Origin of the sequence: Sphingobacterium shayense, from assembly GCF_013179575.1 — a bacterium.
GTDB lineage: Bacteria > Bacteroidota > Bacteroidia > Sphingobacteriales > Sphingobacteriaceae > Sphingobacterium > Sphingobacterium shayense.
This window is the reverse complement of sequence record NZ_JABMCQ010000025.1, coordinates 15893-33125: the sequence shown is the minus strand read 5'-3', so window position 1 is coordinate 33125 and position 17233 is coordinate 15893. Positions and strand designations below refer to the sequence as shown.

General features: G+C 39.3%; 16 protein-coding genes, 1 other RNA gene and 1 pseudogene. 8 read left to right on the top strand and 10 right to left on the bottom strand.

The genetic code is table 11. The features are described 5' to 3' along the window. Positions 1-189: pseudogene (locus HP439_RS05185) on the top strand (NADP-specific glutamate dehydrogenase); the annotation flags it as partial. Positions 190-308: 119 nt separating this feature from the next. Further along, positions 309-500 carry a hypothetical protein gene (locus HP439_RS05180; protein WP_343043511.1) on the top strand — a complete coding sequence of 64 codons (192 nt, stop codon included), beginning with the start codon at positions 309-311 and terminating at the stop codon, positions 498-500. A gap of 186 nt (positions 501-686) precedes the next feature. On the opposite strand, the gene HP439_RS05175 is transcribed toward HP439_RS05180, so the two are convergent. Both HP439_RS05175 and HP439_RS05170 read right to left on the bottom strand, forming a co-directional pair. Then, complete coding sequence (locus HP439_RS05175; RefSeq protein WP_172389280.1) at positions 687-1370, bottom strand: SIR2 family NAD-dependent protein deacylase; 684 nt, start codon at positions 1368-1370, stop codon at positions 687-689. 88 nt (positions 1371-1458) lie between these two features. Further along, entirely contained in the window at positions 1459-1755 is a 297-nt protein-coding gene (locus HP439_RS05170; protein ID WP_172389279.1) for a YgaP family membrane protein, read from the bottom strand. A gap of 106 nt (positions 1756-1861) precedes the next feature. Between HP439_RS05170 and HP439_RS05165 the strand changes: the two genes are divergently transcribed. Next, the gene (locus HP439_RS05165; protein ID WP_172389278.1) at positions 1862-2704 is read left to right on the top strand and encodes an ATP cone domain-containing protein; all 843 of its coding nucleotides are present in this window, start codon (positions 1862-1864) and stop codon (positions 2702-2704) included. A 435-nt stretch (positions 2705-3139) separates the two neighbouring features. Here HP439_RS05165 and HP439_RS05160 read toward each other — a convergent pair whose 3' ends face one another. The 6 genes from HP439_RS05160 to argS all read right to left on the bottom strand — a co-directional run bounded on the left by HP439_RS05160 (position 3140) and on the right by argS (position 10798). Further along, positions 3140-4522 (bottom strand): sigma-54-dependent transcriptional regulator, encoded by a 1383-nt coding sequence (locus tag HP439_RS05160; RefSeq protein ID WP_172389277.1) that lies wholly within the window; start codon positions 4520-4522, stop codon positions 3140-3142. Between the two features lie 65 nt (positions 4523-4587). After that, positions 4588-4971: RNase P RNA component class A (gene rnpB / locus HP439_RS05155), an RNA gene on the bottom strand. A 42-nt stretch (positions 4972-5013) separates the two neighbouring features. Further along, positions 5014-6306, bottom strand: a complete 1293-nt coding sequence (locus HP439_RS05150; RefSeq protein WP_172389276.1) for a dicarboxylate/amino acid:cation symporter — start codon at positions 6304-6306, stop codon at positions 5014-5016. Between the two features lie 206 nt (positions 6307-6512). Further along, positions 6513-7721, bottom strand: a complete 1209-nt coding sequence (locus HP439_RS05145) for a BaiN/RdsA family NAD(P)/FAD-dependent oxidoreductase (protein ID WP_172389275.1) — start codon at positions 7719-7721, stop codon at positions 6513-6515. Beyond that, positions 7721-8797, bottom strand: coding sequence for a Gfo/Idh/MocA family oxidoreductase (locus tag HP439_RS05140; RefSeq protein WP_172389274.1), 1077 nt, complete (start codon positions 8795-8797; stop codon positions 7721-7723). Before HP439_RS05140 ends, HP439_RS05145 begins: the two co-directional genes overlap by 1 nt. 216 nt (positions 8798-9013) lie before the next feature. Next, positions 9014-10798: an arginine--tRNA ligase gene (gene argS / locus HP439_RS05135; RefSeq protein ID WP_172389273.1), complete on the bottom strand. Its 1785-nt coding sequence runs from the start codon at positions 10796-10798 to the stop codon at positions 9014-9016. 109 nt (positions 10799-10907) lie between these two features. On the opposite strand from argS, the gene HP439_RS05130 reads away from it, so the two are divergent. Then, positions 10908-12299: a type III PLP-dependent enzyme domain-containing protein gene (locus tag HP439_RS05130; RefSeq protein ID WP_172389272.1), complete on the top strand. Its 1392-nt coding sequence runs from the start codon at positions 10908-10910 to the stop codon at positions 12297-12299. Positions 12300-12457: 158 nt separating this feature from the next. Here the strand turns inward: HP439_RS05130 and HP439_RS05125 are convergent, their stop codons facing one another. Next, positions 12458-13894, bottom strand: a complete 1437-nt coding sequence (locus tag HP439_RS05125; RefSeq protein ID WP_172389271.1) for a dicarboxylate/amino acid:cation symporter — start codon at positions 13892-13894, stop codon at positions 12458-12460. A gap of 198 nt (positions 13895-14092) precedes the next feature. Continuing rightward, positions 14093-14443, bottom strand: a complete 351-nt coding sequence (locus HP439_RS05120; protein ID WP_172389270.1) for a 4Fe-4S dicluster domain-containing protein — start codon at positions 14441-14443, stop codon at positions 14093-14095. A 139-nt stretch (positions 14444-14582) separates the two neighbouring features. Here HP439_RS05120 and HP439_RS05115 point away from each other — a divergent pair, with 139 nt between their 5' ends. The 4 genes from HP439_RS05115 (at position 14583) to HP439_RS05100 (ending at position 17231) form a co-directional block, all read left to right on the top strand. Beyond that, on the top strand, positions 14583-15605 hold the full coding sequence (locus HP439_RS05115) for an acyl-CoA reductase (protein ID WP_172389269.1): 1023 nt from the start codon (positions 14583-14585) through the stop codon (positions 15603-15605). A 47-nt stretch (positions 15606-15652) separates the two neighbouring features. Next, positions 15653-15856 (top strand): fructose-6-phosphate aldolase, encoded by a 204-nt coding sequence (locus HP439_RS05110; RefSeq protein WP_172389268.1) that lies wholly within the window; start codon positions 15653-15655, stop codon positions 15854-15856. A gap of 6 nt (positions 15857-15862) precedes the next feature. Further along, a complete protein-coding gene (locus tag HP439_RS05105) occupies positions 15863-16543 on the top strand; it encodes a cell division ATP-binding protein FtsE (protein ID WP_172389267.1) in 681 nt (226 codons plus the stop codon). Positions 16544-16682: 139 nt separating this feature from the next. Beyond that, complete coding sequence (locus tag HP439_RS05100) at positions 16683-17231, top strand: nucleotide exchange factor GrpE (RefSeq protein WP_343043510.1); 549 nt, start codon at positions 16683-16685, stop codon at positions 17229-17231. The last annotated feature ends 2 nt before the right edge of the window (positions 17232-17233 follow it).

The following is a 17233-nucleotide window of genomic DNA, read 5'->3' as shown; positions in this document are numbered from 1 at the left end:
AATAGTCTAAGACAACAATGGTCTAGTGGAAAAGTTGATGATCGCCTTAAAGGTATTATGCTAAACATTCATAAGACCTGTGTTAAATATGGCAAGGAGGATGATGGATATATAAATTATCTAAAAGGTGCAAATATTGGTGGCTTTATTAAAGTAGCGACTTCAATGAAAGCACAAGGATTGGTTTAATCAGAATTAAAACGTAATTTCGAAGAAGCTGTCAATTTTGACAGCTTTTTTATTTTTTTTTCAAAATGCGGATAGTAGCAGAACTCCCCCATCCAGATTGTAAAATTTCGATATTTGCAATGAATCAAAAATTCATTATCAAATTTGAACAAGGTACACTCGAACAATCTTATAAAATTGCTGAGGCAGATGTTATCGGCGGGGTAAACGGTGTCTTTGAGTTAATTGATGAAACGTTTATAAAAGATGTGTTAGAAGCTTTTGATAGTATGCGAAAATCGTTCCTTTCCGCATACGATCGATATGAATAATTAGTTTATATTTAGCATGTATTACCTTGACATATAACTACTTATTTAAAAGTTGATGAAGGTTCAGAATTTTATTTGGCAATATTTCTCAAACATCGCTCTGTTCGAATATTTCATGTATAGTGATTCTCTACATAAAAAACATAAACACCTTATTTATAGATAAATGAATATTGATACCGAATTTTATTTGGTTAAAAATGTTAACAATTCCGGTAACCCTTCAGTAGCCGTCTTTGCGTAGTATTTGATATGTGATCCGGCCCGGATGTTATGAGCCTGAGGGTCGACCATATATACCTCGCATCCAACCTTGATTTCATTTAATAAGCTTGCTGCTGGATATACTTGAAGTGAAGTGCCGACGACAATAAAAATATCCGCCTCTCGTGTTATTTCTTCGGCTTTAGCAAGATTGGGGACAGCTTCACCAAACCAAACTACGTGCGGTCTCAATTGGGAACCTAATTCGCAGGTGTCTCCGATGTTAATTTCATCAGCTTGCATTGTGTAGACAAATTTTGGGTTTAGTGTGGATTGCGCTTTGCGAATTTCACCGTGTAGATGTAAGACGTTATTGCTGCCGGCGCGTTCATGTAGATCGTCGATGTTTTGCGTAATTACGCATGTATCATAGAAATTTTCGAGTTTTTTGATGGCGAAATGGGCTGCGTTTGGAATTGCCGCGATGCACTGTTTCCGGCGAATATTATAAAATTCTAGGACACGCTGTCGATCTTTTTTCCATCCCTCTGGAGTAGCAACCTCCTCGATGTTATATCCCTCCCAAAGCCCGTCTTGCCCACGAAATGTTTTTAAACCGCTTTCGGCGGAGATTCCAGCACCTGTGAATACAACGACTTTTTTCATACGAATCGATTTTTGTTTTAAATTTACACAAAATCAAGTCCTTTAAATCGTCTATTTATCAATAATAGAAAAGTCTGTAAATGATTTTTTATTTAACAAAATAACGATGTTCAACTACCGTATGAGTCAAGTCATCTTGCCCCTCCGCTAGTGCGCCTTTTATTGCGCATTTTCCTGTCACTCCTCTAACGAGTAGTGCACCGCCCAGCGTTAGTCCTGAAAAGGCCGTGAGGGGGCTCTTTATGACGGATTTAACGCTGTATGCTAAGATAAATCCGCCGGCAATAACTGATAACAAGCGTTCTGAATCTGGAATTCTGCCGTTATCGCAAGCTTGGTCAATTTTGTCTTTTATTTTTTCAGTCACATTTTCTATAATACTCATGATCTTCGTCTTTGTGATATAACATGTAGATTGCGTAGAATGTTTTAAGTAGTGGATGGGATTCTCGATATTTTTTTTGATATTATGGTGTTTTAAATAGAAATATATGATTAACGTAAAAAAATACTCTGGAGAGCTGGTTCCTTTTAAACCCGGAAACCTTCAACATTCGTTAATACGTTCGGGGGCTACACAAGAGCAGGTAGAACATGTATACTCGTCCATACAGGATAAATTGTACGACGGAATAAGTACCAAAGAACTTTATGAATTAGCATATGATAGTTTAAAGTTGCATAAAGATTCATACGCAGCGCGATATTCCCTAAAAAAGGCATTGCGAGAACTAGGGCCTGAAGGTTTTTATTTTGAACAGTGGATAGGAAAATTATTTGCCTGTGAAGGATATCAAACGATAACCGGACAAACTGTTCAGGGACACGCCGTTACTCATGAAATTGATGTTGTTGCTGCCAAGAAGGATAGTTTGCTTGCTATTGAATGCAAATTCAGAAATGATGTGGAAGCTAAAATATCGGTAACGACTCCGATGTATTTTATGTCCCGTGTAAAAGATATTTCCGAGCGAGCATTTAGATTTTTTGACCGTGAGTATAAGTTTACTGATGGGTGGTTGGTCACTAACGCTTATCTAACAAGTGATTCTAAGGATTTTGCTAAATATTATAAGATTAACCTGCTTTCATGGGATTATCCTGTAGAAAGTAGTATTAAGTTACGTGTTGATAATAAAGGTCTTTATCCTGTCACCTGTTTGACGACCCTTTCTGATCAGGAAAAGTCGTTGTTATTAAAAAACAATTGTATACTCGTGTCTGATCTACTGGGTAATACTGGATTTTTAGGTGTACTTCAATTAAATGAGGATAAAATCGAACGAATATTAAGAGAGGCACGGGAATTAATTGAAGAAAAGGTTGAAAAATAATAGTAAGAATTTCAATTTTACATCCTTTAAGGTAATTGTTCAGTCTGTTTGATTTTTCCGATTGAAAGTAATGTTTAATTTGTGTTAAAATAACAATTTGTTCATCCAAATTGCTTGCTTTTGACCAATAAAAGCGGTATATTAACCTTAATTATAAAACGAGGTAGAAATTATGAGAAAGATTGGGTTATTAATTTTATTAAGCTATTTTTCAACTCACCTACAAGCAACACAAATTGATTCCGTGGCAACACCATCAAGTAGTTCTTCTGTAGGAAGTATAGTAATAGGTGTAATCATTTTACTGGCAATAATTATTGTATTATATCGAAGACAGAAACGAAAATTTAACGATTAGTAAATGTAGTGGACAGTATTCACTAAAAAGGTGCTTTACAATGTAGTAAAGCACCTTTTTTATTCTCTTGCATCCGGCTATTCCGTGCGCTTCAAACCAAATTTTTCTATTTTGTGGTAAAGATGGCTTCGTTGGATGCCAATGTCGTCGGCCGTTTTTGAAACGTTCCATCCATTTTTGTCTAGTTTAAAGTTAATATACTCCTTCTCTGCGTTGTCTTTAAAGTCTTGGAACGATTCGAACCGTTCAAAATCGAAAGTGCTACCATTTTTATTTTCCAAATTCGAGCCATTGCTACTTGGCCCTGCGGGATTTGCGTACAATGCGACTTCTTTTTCAGTAATTTTTTTATCACTTAGGATGACCAGACGTTCAATCATATTTCGAAGTTCGCGTATATTTCCGGTCCATGACAGCATTTGCAAAGCTTTCATAGCGTTGTCAGTAATGGATTTTGTTGGGATATTATATTCTCCACAAATCTCTTCGCAAAAATTGCTTGCAATAATAGGTATGTCCTCAGTACGATCGTTCAGTGATGGTACATGTATGAGGATCACGCTAAGACGATGGAAAAGGTCCATACGAAAATTTCCATTTTCAATCTCCTGTAACAAATCTTTGTTTGTAGCTGCAATTACCCGCACATTAACATCAATTTCTTTTTCGCCCCCCACTCGAGTAATCTTATTTTCTTGTAAAGCACGTAGAACCTTTGCCTGCGCGGAAAGGCTCATGTCTCCAATTTCATCCAGGAAGAGCGTTCCTCCGTTGGCTTGTTCGAATTTTCCTATCCGCTGTTTAACAGCAGAAGTAAATGACCCTTTTTCATGTCCAAATAATTCAGATTCGATTAGTTCTGATGGTATAGCAGCACAGTTTACCTCGACAAGCGCTGCTGTCGATCGGTTAGATTTCTCGTGTAACCAACGTGCAACAAGTTCTTTTCCCGAACCGTTCTCTCCTGTTATTAAAACGCGCGCCTCAGTCGGCGCAACACGCTCGATAGTTTCCTTAATTAAAGATATTCCCGAAGACTCTCCGAGGATCTCCTTTGTTCCCGATACTTTCTTTTTTAGAACTTTCGTTTCCTTAACAAGAGTCCCTTTTTCGAGTGCATTTCGCACAGTAATTAGTAGTCTGTTTAGATCGAGGGGTTTTTCTAAAAAATCGTATGCTCCCCTACGGGCGGCTTCCACGGCTGTTTCGATTGTTCCATGACCTGAAATCATGATAAATGGTGTTTCGGAAATATCTTGTGCGGCAGTCAGGACTTCCATTCCATCCATCTTGTTCATTTTAATATCGCAAAGTACAAGATCTATTTTTTCCTTCTTTAATATTTCTAATCCCTCTGGCCCATTATCTGCGTCAAATACCTTATAATCTTCGTATTCTAAAATATCTCGAAGTGAACTTCTTATTGGACGTTCATCGTCAATTATTAAGATTGTAGTCATATATATTTTAACTTACTGTTAAGTCAACAAAATAGTTATAATTAAATATTAAATCAAATTGAAAAAAAGAAGCAAACCATATAAGCCGGGTTCTGTATCCTTTTGAAGGACTTCTATCATTTATCTAGGCCAGCATTCACATGCAGGCTCAATCGATCTACCCATTGCGAATACTACCTTAGAAGTAGTAGAAGACGAGCAGCCTTCTAATTTCGCAACCTATTTGATCTTTCAACACACGAGGTTTACCGTAATGCATGTCACCACGCAAGACCGTGAGCTCTTACCTCACGTTTTCACCCTTACCTGCCCGAAAGCAGGCGGTATATTTTCTGTGGCACTTTCTGTCTTCCAGCAATTTGGAAGCCTTCCCGTTAGGAAGCGTGTCGCTCTATGTTGCCCGGACTTTCCTCTTTTCCCTAGGGAACAGCGATAGAACAGGTTTGCTTCAGTTGCAAAAGTATGAATTTTAAATAGGAATATTACTAAAATCAATCTTCTGTAGCAGTTGGTTTTAGTTGTCGTCCAGTCATTTTGTTAATCAGCACCGCTACCGTAGCGTCTCCGGTGACATTGGTCACTGTCCTACACATATCTAATGGTCGGTCTATAGCCAATATAAGGGCAATTCCTGCGGGGTTCACCCCTATCGATTCCAATACAATCACGAGCATCAGTAAACCCGCTCCGGGAACAGCTGCAGTACCTATCGATGCAAGCGTTGCCGTTAACAAAATGGTGAGCTGCTGGGTTAATGATAGGTCCTGTCCGAATACCTGCGCAATAAAAACAGCAGCGATTCCTTGATACAAACTCGTTCCATCCATATTGATAGTTGCGCCGATGGGTAAAACAAAGCTGCTGACTTCTTTATCCACCCCGATGTGCTCTTCTACGCGTTCCATTGTCACCGGTAATGTCGCAGCGCTGGAGCTTGTTGAAAAGGCTACTAGCTGAGCTGGTGCTAGTTTCTTTTGGAAGTCAATAGGATTTACGCCACCATAAAATTTAAGAAGTGCACCGTAAACCAAATACGTCATAATAAAAAGACCTATTAGTACGGTCAGTCCGTATGCACCGAGAGCAACGAAGATGTCTGAGGAAGGCGATTCGGCAATTAAGCTTGTCATCAGTGCAAAGACCCCGTACGGAGCAATCGTCATAATGATATCGACGATTTTTAACATAAGTTCGTTCCCAGAATCAAAAATTTTAGTAATCGGCGCACTTTTTTCCTCGGGTAACATGACAAGCCCTATCCCCACTAAAATGGTGAAAAAGATAACTTGAAGCATATTTCCATTGGAACTTGCTGCGCCGAATATATTTTCAGGCACTACGTCAACCAAGGGCTGTAGCGGGCCCGATGCTGACACGCTTTGCTGAGCCTCCGAGAGCTTCTCAACATCTCCTCCAAAAGATCCCAACATTTCCGTGCGTGTTTGATCGGAAATGAAAGTGCCGGGTTTAACAACATTAACGACGATCAAACCAACAGAAATGGCAAACACCGTGGTAACAATATATGTAAAAAAGGTCCTTAGGCCCATCTTAGATAATTGATTGATATCTCTTAGGTCAGCAATCCCTTTGACAAGCGAAACGATGATCAAAGGAATTGCTATAAGTTTTAACATGTTAACGAAGATTGTCCCAAACGGTTTAATCCAGTCAACTACAAATTGCTTACCCCATGCGAATTGTATTAATGCAATTCCCAAGAGTACCCCTAGTACGATGCCTATGATGATTTTCCAATGTAATGCTAGTTTTCTTTGTTTCATAAAATACTTAGATTTATAAGGTCATTGGCGTTTAGTTGGAAACACTTGCCAATGTTTAGGCTTTACTATACACGGGCCATATAAAATTTCGTGATAATAAGCCAATATTTTAAAGCTTTTGTTTTTTAATGCTTTAAAGACGGTAATATATGTATTTTTTTTAAAACAACCTGTGATCGTTCATTAAGTATCTATGTGGTAGATTGTTATGTGGTTTTACTAGGGATGGATTGTGCGATTAAATAAGCGGATGCCCACGCCCACTGGAAATTGTAACCGCCAAGCCATCCGGTCACATCCACGGCCTCTCCACCAAAATACAATCCAGGATGTTTCTTTGATTCAAGCGTCCTAGGCTGCAGTTCGTCCGTGCTCACGCCTCCCCGCATGACCTCGGCTTTGTCGTAACCTTTATCGCCTGCTGGTTTTACTGTAAATTTGTGGATCGTATCGCAAATAAGCTTTGCATCTTTTTTCCCTAGCGAAGCAATTTTGACATCGAGAGGCAAATATTTATCTAAAGCATCGGTCATTTTTCTTGTAAAAAATGATTGCAAGAGCTGTCCCACCGTACGCTTCCCGCCCTGCTCACGTTCGAGTTTTATAATTTGCTCCATGGAGTTTAGCGGCAAAAGGTCAATGGTGAATGTTTCCCCTGGACGCCAGTATGAAGAGATTTGGAGTATCGCCGGCCCGCTTAATCCCCAATGTGTGAACAATATGTTTTCTAGAAACGAAATTTTGTCATTATATACTTTGCAATACACCGAGTTGCCTGCGAGGGACGCGTACCATGCGGCATCTTTACCGGTGATGGTGAGCGGAACAAGCGCAGGAGCCGTTTCTACAATTGACAGCCCGAACTTCTGGGCTGTTCGGATCGCAAAATCCGATGCTCCAAGCTTTGCTACGGGTAACCCGCCGGAAGCAAAGACAACACTCTTCGTAGAAATAGAGTGGTTTTTACCATTCTTCTCCATCCATACAACATATCCATCAGATGACTTTTCAACCGATTTCACGTCCGTATTTAACCAAACATCTTGTTTTGTTTGATACATTAATTTAGTGAAGACAGCTACGATGTCTTTTGCTTTATTGGTTGTCGGAAAAAGCTGACCAAGTGTTTTTTCTTCGCCTCGAATAGGGCCATATGCTTCGAAGAAATTAATAGTGTCCTGGACAGACCATGCCGAGAATGCAGAATGTAGAAAATTAGGGTTCTGTGTGACGAAATTTTCAACAGAGGTGTGAAGATTTGTATAATTACATCTTCCTCCGCCGGAGATTAATATTTTAGAGCCGACCTTGTCATTTTTTTCTAGGACTAAGGTCTTCTTTCCCAATAAACCAGCCTGTACAGCACACATGAGTCCACATGCCCCTGCCCCAATGATCAGCGCGTCATATTCCATTAATATGCAATAAGTTCGTCTTTCATGTCTATTGCTCGCTTTTCACGCCAAGACTGTTCCGCGGCTTCCAAAATCCGAATGACATCACGTGCTTGCGCAGCCGTTATAAAAAGAGATGATGTTTTGTTCAGCGTATCCGATAAATTTTTATAAAAGTCTTGTCCCGATCCGGGCAGGCTTGTGATAAGGGACTGTTTGTCTGTTCCGTCTTTGACGACTGATAATCGGCCATAGTTATTCGGATCTTCCTGCCCCCAGTTTGGTACTTCATGCGGTAATACCCCTGCACGTAACTGCTCTTCTTGAGGATCTACTCCAGGTTTCACAAACGAGCCGTTCCATCCGTATAGTGCGTACCGATTGGTTGCTTCCTTAGCGAGCATTTGTCCTTTGAGAGAGACCTTTAATTTCGGATAACTTAATATAAACTCGAAGTCATCGATTGCATTAGCTCCTTCACGCTGTTTTCTCAGGTCAGCAAAAACCCATTCCGGCGCACCAAATAATTGTAGCGCCTGGTCGATAAGATGAGCACCTAAATCGTAGTGTATTCCGGACCCTGGGCCACTTTGTTCGCGCCACGCTCCTTCGCGCAAATAATTGCGGAATCGATCATATCGGGCTTCATAGTTAACCAGCGAGCTAATTATCCCGGTTTGTATTACATGGCGGACGGTTTTATAATCGGAGTGGAACCGTGCATTATGGTGTACGGTTAGTAATACGCCGCGTTGCTCGGCGATGGCTATTAGTTCGTCGGCTTCGGCAGTCGTATTTGTAAATGGTTTTTCCACAACGACGTGCTTATTAGCAAGTAACGCTTGTTTTGTTAAGGAATAGTGTACGTCGTTTGATGTCGCTACCACCACAATGTCTACCTCAGGGTCGTTAATGATGTCATCCGCTGACTGTACAGCGATTGCCTCAGGGTATCGATGAGCGAGCAGTTCCTTTTGTTCCTGTTTACGCGCAGTTACTTTATATAATTTTAAGGTAGGATTGCCAGCTATAAAGGGGGCGTGAAATACTTGACCGCCGATTGAAAATCCAATAAGTCCAATTTTATAAACTTTCATAAGTTTCAAGCAGGAGACACATTAATGGGCGTTAGCCTTTTTTGTGAGGAAAGCGCCTGCTGTTTCGCTATTTCCTATGTTATTTCTGTTCTCGTTAAAATAAAACGGTGTTATTCTTCTTTTAGCTATGCATTAAGTTTTTTTTCATTTAAAAAAACAAGCGCGCGCATTTTTTACCTTGTATATCGCTAAATAACAACGAGTTATTGTTTGTTGTTACATTCTTTCGGGTACATGTATACCTAATAAACGCATGCTTTCTGAAATTATTCGGGAGGCAGCTTCAGACAAATGCAGACGGAAGTTTTTAACCTGGAGGTCTTCCGCTTTAAGAATAGACTCCTCGTGATAGAATTTGTTGTAGATCTTTGCTACATCATAAGCATAGTTTGCCAGTTGTGCCGGGGAGAATTCCTTTGCTGAAGCCTCGAGCACCGAAGGGTAATTTCCTAATACTTGAATCAAATCTTGTTCATATACAGATAGATAAGAAGGATTACTTAAAGGTATTTCTTTGCTGTAATTTGCCTTACGTAGTATCGATTTGATACGAGCGTGTGTATATTGTATAAATGGACCGGTATTTCCTTGAAAGTCAACTGATTCATTTGGGTCAAACAAGAGGCGTTTTTTAGGATCAACTTTTAGTAAGAAATATTTCAGTGCGCCCATACCAATAGTTTGGTATAATGCGTTTTTTTCATCCTCAGATAGACCTTCCGTTTTTCCTAATTCTTCAGTCCTGGTTTTTGCTGTTTCAATCATCTCGTTCATCAAATCGTCAGCATCCACAACCGTACCTTCACGAGACTTCATTTTTCCTGAAGGCAAGTCTACCATGCCGTAAGAGAGATGGAATAGTCCTTGGGCCCATTGTTTACCTAATTTCTTTAAAATGAGAAAAAGAACTTTGAAATGATAATCCTGTTCGTTTCCAACCACGTAAATCGAATCGTCCATTTTAAACTCATCGTGTTTTAGCTGCGCAGTTCCTAGATCTTGCGTTATATATACGGAAGTACCATCGCCACGCAGAACTAGTTTTTCGTCCAGCCCTTCATCTGAAAGATCGATCCAAACGGAATTATCTTCTTTTTTGAAAAATACACCTTTGTCTAATCCCTCTTGTATGATATCTTTCCCAAGTAAATAGGTGTTCGATTCGTAGTAAAATTTATCAAAATCTACCCCTAATTGCTTATAGGTTTTATCAAAACCAGCATATACCCAGCCATTCATCGTCCTCCAAAGGTCGATGACTTGGGAATTGCCTGCTTCCCATTGCTGTAGCATCGCTTGCGCCTCTTTGATTAAAGGGGCATTTTTTTTAGCTTCTTCCTCGGAATAACCTTGGAGCTTCAGCGCCTCAATTTCCTTTTTATATTCTTTGTCAAATACGACATAATATTTCCCTACCAAATGGTCGCCTTTTAATCCAGTGGATTCAGGAGTCTCCCCTTTTCCGAATAATTGCCAGGCAAGCATGGATTTACATATATGGATTCCGCGATCGTTCACTAAGTTCGCCTTGATCACATCGTAACCGTATGCCTTTAAAATTTCAGCTACAGAGTATCCTAATAGATTGTTGCGGATATGGCCTAGATGTAAAGGTTTATTAGTATTTGGAGAGCTGTATTCAACCATCAATTTCTTTCCATTCGACGGGAATTTTCCAAAAGAAGGGTCGACGAGCTCCTCGTTAAGTAAGCGTATCCAATATTTTTCTGATAAGCTGATATTTAGAAATCCTTTGATTACGTTAAATCCGGAAATTTCTTCCACATTCTCTTGCAACCACCCGCCAATTGCTTCGGCCGTCTGTTCAGGAGATCGTTTGGAAAAACGTGTTACAGGGAATACAACAAGGGTAATATGCCCTTCAAACTCTTTACGAGTTTCCTGCAGGGATACTTGTTCGGGAGTTAATTCAGCCTGATAAAGATCTTGTACCGCCTTTACGGTTTGTGCAATAAGCGTCTTTTGAATAGATTGAGCCATGTAATTATTTCGTAATTTTTATAACTTATTGGGTATGAGGTGAAAAAATATGTACGTGGATAGTACGGTATTCATCCCTAAAGTATAACTTTGCCAAAAATAACAAAAAATGCAGACCTATCAGGAATTTCTAGACTTAAGTGTTGGTTTTCCGCAAGACGGATTCGAAATTATTGACGACGAATTGTATTTCCATGATTTAAATTTGATGGAAATGATAGAGACGTATGGCACGCCATTGCGTTTTACCTATTTACCGCTCGTTAGCAAAAAAATTCAGCAAGCCAAAATATTGTTTCAAACAGCAATATTAAAATCTGATTATCGCGGCTCCTATAAATATTGCTATTGCACGAAATCGTCTCACTTTAAACATATCGTTGAAGAGGCGTTAAAAAATGACATCCATCTGGAGACATCTTCTGCATTCGATATGCCAATGATCGACTCGTTAGAGCGTGCTGGTACGGTTTCTAAAGACATTACAGTTATCTGTAACGGTTTTAAGACGTATCAATATAAGCAGTATATCATCGATATGATTCATGATGGTTATACGAACATTATACCTGTGTTGGACAACAAAGAGGAATTCAATCTATATGATGATGAAATTGAGCTTGAGGAACCTTGTGCATTGGGAATTCGTGTAGCGTCCGAGGAGCAGCCTGACTCTCAGTTTTATACCTCAAGGTTAGGTATTCGCATGGAGGATGTTATCGATTTTTATAACAGTAAAATTGTCGGCAACCCCAATTTTAAGGTGAAATTGCTGCACTTCTTTATCAATTCGGGGATATCTGACACGCCATATTACTGGAACGAGCTCGAAAAATATGTTACCCTTTATTGTAAGTTCAAAAAGGTAAATCCAGAACTCGACACCTTGGATATTGGTGGTGGCATGCCGTTTAAGGATTCCTTGGTACATGATTTTGATTACGAGTATATGGTAAACGAAATCATCAATCGTATTAAACAAATATGTGCACACCATGAGGTGATGGAACCGGATATTATTACTGAATTTGGAAAATATACGGTTGCCGAGGCTTCTGGTATTTTATACAAGGTATTAGGTCGAAAATTACAGAACGATAGAGAGAAATGGTTTATGATCGACGGTTCATTTATTACAAATTTACCGGACGTCTGGGCGCTAAACCAAAAATACATATTACTCCCAGTAAACAACTGGGATTCTGAATATGAACGCGTGAACTTAGGTGGAATTACCTGTGACGGACAGGACTATTACAACCAGGAAGCACATATGAATTCGGTGTTTATGCCCAAAACACGTAAAGTACAATATTTAGGTTTCTTCCATACGGGAGCATATCAAGACGTATTGAGCGGGTATGGTGGTATTCATCATTGTCTCTTACCGTCTCCCAAACATGTATTGATACGCCGAAATCGTGATGAAACTTTTAACTATGAGGTATTTGGCGAAGAACAGAATTCTAAACAAGTGATGAAATTGTTAGGTTATCAGTAAACCTATTCATGATTTGTTTTACGAGGTGGCAACTAATACTGTCACCTTTTTCTTTGGCGAAAAATTAGTTTCATTCGTTTTCGGTGCTAAGAAAGAATCCTCAAATAATTACTAAATTATTTGAGGATTCTTTCTGCTATTAATTCTTTGGATTGGTATTATTCGTCAATTTGATCCCGAAAAGGTGCTTCTTCATCAAATTCTCCTTCCCATTTCGCAACGACGACGGTAGCTAAGCAGTTTCCAATAACGTTCACGGAGGTACGAGCCATATCCATTAGTTCATCAATACCTAGTATTGCTGCAATTACGAACGTTGGAAGTCCAAACTGATCTGCAGTTGCGATAAGAACGATGAGCGAGGCACGCGGAACAGCCGCTACCCCTTTTGAAGTAATCATCAATGTGAAAGCAATTAAAAGCTGCTGACCGATGCTCAAGTGCATCCCTGCCGCTTGGGCAACGAAAATAGATGCAAGAGAGAGGTACAATGAGGTTCCATCGAGGTTAAAACTATAACCCGTTGGGATAACAAATGAAACAATCTTGCGAGGAACGCCAAATCGCTCCATTGCGCTCATGGCTTTGGGTAATGCAGCATCAGAACTTGTCGTTGCAAATGCGATTGAGACAGGCTCCTTCACAGCGTTAATAAATTTCAGAACAGGGATCTTTAGAAATAACGCGACAGGAAGTAAAACACATAATAAGAACAACGTAAGTGCGATGTATAAGCTACCTAACAGCATAAATAGATTTTTCAGGATGTCCACCCCCAAGTGACCGACTGTGTAAGCCATTGCTGCACCCACACCGATTGGTGCGAACATCATGACCAAATTGGTAAACTTGAACATCGCCTCAGATAGACTTTCGGTGAAATCCACGAAAGGTTTTCGTTTCTTCTCTTCGACCATTGCAAGCCCGATACCGAAAATTATTCCAAAAACAACAATTTGTAATACTTTGTTTTCGTATACTGCTTTAACGATATTTTCAGGGAAGATATCCCGAATAAACACATTAAACTTATAAAGGCCGTGGGCTTGAGGGTCGATATGTGAGAGCGCTAAAGAGTCGGCCTCACTGATTGAGGAGGTCACGGGAAGCGCTTCGTGCGGCATGTTAGCAACATCGACACCTACTCCTGCTTGCGTTATGTTGATAACTATCAACCCTATAAAAATAGCGCAGGAAGTCGCACAAAAAAAATAAAGCATTGATTTCCATGCCATCCGACCAACAGATTTTAGGTCAGAATGCCCCGCAATTCCATAAACTAAGGTTGCAAAAAGAATTGGGCCCACGATGGTTTTTACGAGTTTGATAAATCCTTGAGAAAGTGGTTGAAGCGCTTTTGCAAAATCTGGAAAATCAAGACCGACAAATACTCCCAGCACCAAACAAGTTAAAATCCATGTTGTCAGGTTACGTCTGGATAACGCGTTCAAGAATAATACCGCGGCGACTACCCATCGAACTGCCTGCATAAATCCAGGTTGTATCGAAAATATGTTGAATTCGTAAATTAATGTAAGAATTACTGCAATGGAAATAGTGAGTATCGTAATTAGGGCAACTTGTTTTTTTAACATTTAGTTGTGTCTTTTGGTGTTATCGAAGAGCAAAAATATAAAAATACCCCTTCAAACCAAATTTATATCGAGTTTACAGGCTTTTTTCGGAATAAATGTTTTATTTATTCCGAAAAATAACGAATTTAAACACTGAAAATAAGTCAAAAAAAAAGCACTACCAACTTAGGTAGTGCTTCTTTAAAAAGTATATTTTGCTTATTCAGCGTGAAGCCATGCTTTCTTGGCTAATAATTCATCTTCACTTTCAACAACCTCTTCATCCTCTACACAGCAATCGACAGGGCAAACAGCCGCACATTGGGGTTCGTCGTGAAAACCTACACATTCTGTACATTTATCCGATACGATATAATAAACCTCATCAGAAATCGCGTCTTGTGATGCATTTGCATCTATGGTTACGCCTTCACCGAAATCAATAACACCATCTAGAGACGTTCCTTCAGAAAATTTCCAGCTCACACCCGCATCGTATATTGCATTATTGGGGCATTCGGGTTCACATGCTCCACAATTTATACATTCGTCAGTAATTTTAATTGCCATTTATAACCTTAGAATTATAATAATTAAACTAATTTTGTCTCGTTCTCAATGAATAATACTATACAAAGTTAGTAGTTATTTCTTAAGACACGCAAAAATAGTATAAAAATTTCTCAGAATAATTCTAAATTACATCATTTTGACAGTTGAACAAAGAATAGACGCCTTTGTCTCGTTAGGAGATTTATTAGTAAAAAAAACACCTGAGCTGCTGGAAACCCTCGAACGCGCCTCTCATAGAAACCATTGGTATACGGTGGCTAACAGTCTAAAACAAATAGACGAGATCGCGGTAAACTTAACAAAAAGTAAGTTGCGGGAATGGCTGGATCCGTATAATTTTTCGCAGTATCCGAAATCAGTCGGCCTTATTTTGGCAGGTAACTTGCCGCTTGTCGGTTTTCACGATATACTCAGTGTACTCTTGGCCGGATTCCGTGCACAAATAAAGGTTTCCTCAGATGACGCTGGATTAACTACGTATGTTCTGGGGAAACTTATAGAAATCGAACCGTCGTTTAGTGAGCAGATAGAGATCGTGGAACGCCTAACGGATTTTGACTTAATCATAGCCACCGGGAGTGATAATAGCTCGCGTTATTTCGATTATTATTTCGGAAAGAAACCAAATATAATCCGCCGTAACAGGAATTCGGTTGCGATTTTGGACGGTACTGAAACAACGGAACAACTTCGAGCTCTAGGAAATGATATTTTTGATTATTTCGGACTTGGTTGTCGATCCGTGTCTAAAATATTTTTACCCAAAGGATACCAGATAAATAACTTTTTTGAACCTTTGGAATCCTTCTCGGAAATTGCTAGTCATTATAAATACGCGAATAATTACGATTATAATAAATCGATATACTTAATTAACCGTGAAAAGCATTATGATAATGGTTTTCTGCTTCTAAAGGAAGATGAACGTATTGCTTCTCCCCTTGCGGTTGTTTTTTTTCAAGAGTATGACTCTATTCGGGAACTATCTGCGCAACTTGATGCGCAAGTCGAAAAAATTCAGTGTATTACCACCCAACTTACAATAGATGTTGATATTCCGACGTTTCCATTAGGACGAAGTCAGTGCCCGAGTTTAACAGATTATGCCGACGGCGTGAATACCCTTGAATTTTTAAAGGGACATGCTGATCAGAATTAGCAATGTAGCGAGAGTAATGTTTGATAAAAAATTTTAACTTTGCTAGCATGTATGTGATAAAGGTAAAAGGCGTCGCTAAGATTCCCGACTATGTTCAATTACGTGATGAGGCATTTACGTTGCTTGCATACTTTCGTGTAGATCGACCGGATAAATCTTTAGAGAAGTTAGGATTAGCTGATAAAGCCAAGCTTATAATGGAAACGATCAAAGAGATGCCGTTCGGGCAGATAAAAAAAATTGAGATATAACGTATTATGGTAGAAAATACAGTAATAAAATTAAAAAACGTAGATATATATCAACAGAAACACTTGGTACTCTCCCATGTAAATCTGGATATAAAGCAAGGTGAATTTATTTATCTTATCGGCCAGTCAGGTACGGGTAAGAGTAGTTTACTGAAGATAATCTATGGCGACCTTTATATTGGAAATGGCGAAGGGATGATTGCTGGGTTTGATTTAAGGAAGTTGCACGACAACGATGTACCTTATTTACGCAGGAAACTAGGAATTGTATTTCAAGATTTCCATCTTCTAAACGATAGGACTGTTGAAAAGAATTTGGAATTTGCTCTAAAAGCAACCGGCTGGGTCGATCGTGGATTAATTGAAAATCGTATGCTGGATGTATTGGAGAAAGTGGGCTTACGGTCAAAGCTTCGCAAAATGCCTCATGAATTATCTGGTGGGGAACAACAACGGGTCGTTATTGCTCGCGCCCTTCTCAATAATCCGGAGATTATCCTAGCGGATGAGCCAACCGGTAATTTAGATCCCGACACATCTGAGGAAATTGTATTGTTATTGCGCGATATTGCTGCCTCAGGTACTTCGGTGCTGATGGCTACACATGACTACCAAATCATAAAAAACATGCCTGCAAGAATTATCAAAACGGCGGATACCGCCTTGTATGATAATGTGACAATTTAACTAATAAACTGACATATAATCATAAAACCGACATTTTGATCGTTTGTTTTAAAGCAAACTGACAGGGTGTCGGTTTTATTTATGTTGGCAAAATTATTGAACCCGCTTTAGCGAATACGTATTATTGCTATTTATAGATATGATGAACGAACAGGAAAATAATATTCAAGACGAAAATTTAGAGGATTTAGATCAGACGGCGGCAACTGAAAGCCAAGAGCCAGAAGAGGAACTTTCTCAGGAGGAAAAATTACAACAAGAATTGGCAGACACACAAGATAGGTATACACGTCTATTTGCAGAGTTTGACAATTATAAAAAAAGAACATCGAAAGAGCGTGTTGAACTAATCCAATCAGCAAGTAAAGATGTGCTTAATAGATTATTACCCGTATTAGATGATTTAGATCGTGCACTATCGGCGATGGAGACCGCTCCAGATGTTGAATCGGTAAAAGTTGGTATTGACCTTGTCAATCAAAAATTCCGCAAAACGTTGGCTTTAGAAGGATTAAAAGAAATGGAAAATCTAATAGGCCAACCCTTTGATGCTGAGTATCAGGAAGCGATTACGGCGATCCCAGCTCCATCGGACGATATGAAAAATAAAATTATAGATGTGGTGGAAAAAGGATACTTTTTAAATGATAAAGTGGTTCGTTTCGCTAAGGTAGTTATAGGTCAATAGAA

Bases quoted from the DNA above. Each gene is read 5' to 3' on its own strand.
- HP439_RS05180 (WP_343043511.1), top strand. From the start codon at position 309: ATGAATCAAAAATTCATTATCAAATTTGAACAAGGTACACTCGAACAA.
- HP439_RS05175 (WP_172389280.1), bottom strand. From the start codon at position 1,370: ATGAAAAAAGTCGTTGTATTCACAGGTGCTGGAATCTCCGCCGAAAGC.
- HP439_RS05170 (WP_172389279.1), bottom strand. From the start codon at position 1,755: ATGAGTATTATAGAAAATGTGACTGAAAAAATAAAAGACAAAATTGAC.
- HP439_RS05165 (WP_172389278.1), top strand. From the start codon at position 1,862: ATGATTAACGTAAAAAAATACTCTGGAGAGCTGGTTCCTTTTAAACCC.
- HP439_RS05160 (WP_172389277.1), bottom strand. From the start codon at position 4,522: ATGACTACAATCTTAATAATTGACGATGAACGTCCAATAAGAAGTTCA.
- HP439_RS05150 (WP_172389276.1), bottom strand. From the start codon at position 6,306: ATGAAACAAAGAAAACTAGCATTACATTGGAAAATCATCATAGGCATC.
- HP439_RS05145 (WP_172389275.1), bottom strand. From the start codon at position 7,721: ATGGAATATGACGCGCTGATCATTGGGGCAGGGGCATGTGGACTCATG.
- HP439_RS05140 (WP_172389274.1), bottom strand. From the start codon at position 8,797: ATGAAAGTTTATAAAATTGGACTTATTGGATTTTCAATCGGCGGTCAA.
- argS (WP_172389273.1), bottom strand. From the start codon at position 10,798: ATGGCTCAATCTATTCAAAAGACGCTTATTGCACAAACCGTAAAGGCG.
- HP439_RS05130 (WP_172389272.1), top strand. From the start codon at position 10,908: ATGCAGACCTATCAGGAATTTCTAGACTTAAGTGTTGGTTTTCCGCAA.
- HP439_RS05125 (WP_172389271.1), bottom strand. From the start codon at position 13,894: ATGTTAAAAAAACAAGTTGCCCTAATTACGATACTCACTATTTCCATT.
- HP439_RS05120 (WP_172389270.1), bottom strand. From the start codon at position 14,443: ATGGCAATTAAAATTACTGACGAATGTATAAATTGTGGAGCATGTGAA.
- HP439_RS05110 (WP_172389268.1), top strand. From the start codon at position 15,653: ATGTATGTGATAAAGGTAAAAGGCGTCGCTAAGATTCCCGACTATGTT.
- HP439_RS05105 (WP_172389267.1), top strand. From the start codon at position 15,863: ATGGTAGAAAATACAGTAATAAAATTAAAAAACGTAGATATATATCAA.
- HP439_RS05100 (WP_343043510.1), top strand. From the start codon at position 16,683: ATGATGAACGAACAGGAAAATAATATTCAAGACGAAAATTTAGAGGAT.